A 3,291-nucleotide genomic window follows, 5' to 3' on the forward strand; every position below is an offset into this window, starting at 1 on the left:
GCAGCCGAACTTCCAGTTCGGCAAAGACACCCTTCGGCCACGTCTGACGGGATCGCGCCTCGTGCAGCGAGGCTGCCGACCACCCCGCTCGCTGGCCGCAAGGAGGCACAACGGGCGAAGCGTGAAAAAAGGCAAAAAGGCATCTTGCTTTTTCTGTCGAAAAAGCGCGAAAGGCAGCCGAACTTCCAGTTCGGCAAAGACACCCTTCGGCCACGTCTGACGGGATCGCGCCTCGTGCAGCGAGGCTGCCCTCGGCCGCGCTCCGCGTGTCCTTATGTCCGCTCCTCGCCCGCCTCCATGCCGGCTTTCCAGCCGGCGCGGGGTCGTCGCTCCAAACGCGCTACCGCGCGTGCCTCCGGCGGTATAAGGAAGTGGGAAGCAAACGCTTATCTGCCGGACGGCGTTCTTTTGTAAGTTTTCCCGCCCTGTGCACAGTTGACGCACCGCAGATATGTTCTATGTTAACCCGCGGTTTCCGAACGCCGAAAGTGCACGGCTCACCGCTGTTCACGAAAGGCTCTCCCTGACGGAACGGAGCTGAAAGGGCCTTGCCGGTCTGCCCGCCTGTCAGCAGATTTCCCCGCACGGGGGATTCAACCCATAAAGGAATGTTCCATGAAAAAACAGAAACGCAGCATCGTCCCCATCACGGTACTCTCCGGCTATCTGGGCGCGGGCAAGACCACCCTGCTCAACCATGTGCTCAGCAATCAGGAAGGATACAAGGTCGCCGTCATCGTCAACGACATCGGCGAGGTGAACATTGACGCCGATCTCATCGCCAGGGGCGGCAGCGTTGTTCAGGAAGACGAAAGCCTTGTCCCTCTTTCCAACGGCTGTATCTGCTGCACCCTGAAGACCGACCTGCTGAAGCAGATCCTGAACCTCATCGAGACCGGCCGCTTCGACTACATCCTCATCGAGGCCAGCGGTATCTGCGAGCCATTGCCCATCGCACAGACCATCACCCTGGGCGATGAGTCTCTGCCCAAAATCTGCCGTCTGGACGGCATCGTCACCATCGTGGACGCCCGCCGCATGGTGGATGAATTTCTGGGCGGAAAAAGGCTGGAGGAAGAGGACATCGACGAAGAAGACATCGCCAGCCTCGTGATCCAGCAGATCGAATTCTGCACCACCATCGTGCTGAACAAGGCCAGCGACGTGACGCCCGAACAGCTCAGCGTGCTCAAGGCCGTGATCCGCAAGCTCCAGCCCGAAGCCAACATCATCGAGACGGACTACGGCAGAGTGGATGTCAGGGATATCCTCGACACCCGCCGCTTCGACTTCGACCGCGCCTGCGCCTCCATCGGCTGGGTCCAGGCCCTGGAAGCCGAGACCAATGAGGACGATGAGGCTGAAGATCACGACTCCGGCGAACACCACCACGGCGAAGCGCATGAACATCATCATGACGAAGAACACGAGCACCATCACGGGCATCACCATCACCACGGCGAGGGGGAAGCGCTGGAATACGGCATCTCCACCTTTGTGTATTTCCGCCGCCCGCCCCTGGATCAGAAAAAGTTCGAGGACTTCGTGAACGATGCCTGGCCGTCCAGCGTCATCCGCTGCAAGGGGCTTGTCTGGTTCCGGGACGAGCCGGAAACCGCCTATCTCTATGAACAGGCCGGGCGTCAGATGACCGCCTCCCCCTACGGGGAATGGGTGGCCGCCGCGCCGCCGAAGCGCCAGGCCGCAGAACGCCGCGTGGACGAACAGCTTGACAGGGAATGGGACGAAACCTACGGAGACCGTATGCAGAAGCTGGTGTTCATCGGCCGGAACATGGATGAAAAAGCCATCTGCGCCGCCCTGGACGCCTGCCTGACGGCAAAGTAAGTCACGCACCTCCTTCAACACCATCAGCCGAGGCAGAGATGCGCAGAACCATCGTCCCCATCACGGTACTGACCGGCTATCTGGGCGCAGGCAAGACCACCCTGCTCAACCATGTGCTCAGCAATCAGGAAGGATACAAGGTCGCGGTCATCGTCAACGACCTCGGCGAGGTGAACATTGACGCCGGCCTCATCGCCAGGGGCGGCAGCGTGCGCATGGACGAGAGCCTCATCCCCCTGTCCAACGGCTGTATCTGCTGCACCCTCAAGGGCGACCTCGTCCAGCAGATTCTGAACCTCATCGCCGCCTGCCGCTTCGACTACATCCTCATCGAGGCCAGCGGCATCTGCGAGCCTCTGCCCATCGCCCAGGCCATCACGCTGGGCGATGAAGTCATGCCCACGGTCTGCCGTCTGGACGGCATCGTCACCGTGGTGGACGCCCGCCGCATGGTGGATGAATTTCTGAGCGGAGAGAAACTGCTGGCCGAAAGCGATGAAGACGATGTGGAAAGCCTGCTCATCCAGCAGCTTGAATTCTGCACCACCGTGGTCCTGAACAAGGCCAGCGATGTGACGCCCGAACAGCTCAGGACGCTCCGGGCCGTGATCCGCAAGCTCCAGCCCGAAGCCAGCATCATCGAGACGGACTACGGCAGGGTGAACGTGCGCGAGATTCTGGACACGCGCCTCTTCAACTTCGCCAGGGCGGGCAGGTCCGCAGGCTGGATACACGCGCTTCAGGAAAGCGGTGAACACGGCCACGATGAGGGCGAGGCCGAAGAATACGGCATCGGCTCCTTCGTCTACTTCCGGCGTCAGGGCTTCGACAGGGGAAAGTTTGAAACGCTGGTGGAAAGGGATTGGCCGCCTCAGGTCATCCGCTGCAAGGGCCTCCTCTGGTTCACGGAAAACAGAAGCATGTCCTTCCTGTTTGAACAGGCGGGGATGCAGACCGTGGCCACGCCCTTCGGCCGCTGGATGGCCTCGGCTCCCGCCTCTCAGCAGGCTGAAGCGCGGCGCCGCAACCCCGAACTCGATGAGAACTGGGACGCGGTTTACGGAGACCGCATGATCAAACTGGTGTTCATCGGGCGGCACATGGACAAAGAAGCCATCTGCTCCGCTCTGGACGCCTGCCTGGGCTGACGCGCCTTCCCCGCATTTCCCATGCACCTTCCCGCACCTTTAATGGGGGGGGGACGGCTTCCCTCCCCCCTTTTTCCGCATATGCTCTAAAAGCGCAGGTCGCGCTCCCCACGCTCCATGCGGGCGAGAAATTCTTCGGTCTTCTGCCGGACGCTGTCGCGGGGAATACGGCGCAGTTCTTCGGCGATCATGCCCTCGCCCGACTCGCTCTCCTGCTTTGCAGGATAATCCGCGATAACAAATTCGCTGCCGCCTTCTATCGCCTTGTCGCAGTAATTCGCGTCGCTCAGCCACG

General features: G+C 61.1%; 2 protein-coding genes and 1 pseudogene. 2 read left to right on the top strand and 1 reads right to left on the bottom strand.

Annotation, left to right across the window (positions count from 1 at the left end):
- Positions 1–615: 615 nt before the first annotated feature.
- Entirely contained in the window at positions 616–1,848 is a 1,233-nt protein-coding gene (locus tag Q0Z94_RS11575; protein ID WP_298069870.1) for a GTP-binding protein, read from the top strand.
- 38 nt (positions 1,849–1,886) lie between these two features.
- The gene (locus tag Q0Z94_RS11580) at positions 1,887–2,996 is read left to right on the top strand and encodes a GTP-binding protein (protein ID WP_298069872.1); all 1,110 of its coding nucleotides are present in this window, start codon (positions 1,887–1,889) and stop codon (positions 2,994–2,996) included.
- Positions 2,997–3,082: 86 nt separating this feature from the next.
- Here Q0Z94_RS11580 and Q0Z94_RS11585 read toward each other — a convergent pair.
- A pseudogene (locus Q0Z94_RS11585) lies at positions 3,083–3,291 on the bottom strand (hypothetical protein); the annotation flags it as partial.

Source organism: uncultured Mailhella sp. (genome assembly GCF_947631555.1).
Lineage (GTDB): Bacteria > Desulfobacterota > Desulfovibrionia > Desulfovibrionales > Desulfovibrionaceae > Mailhella.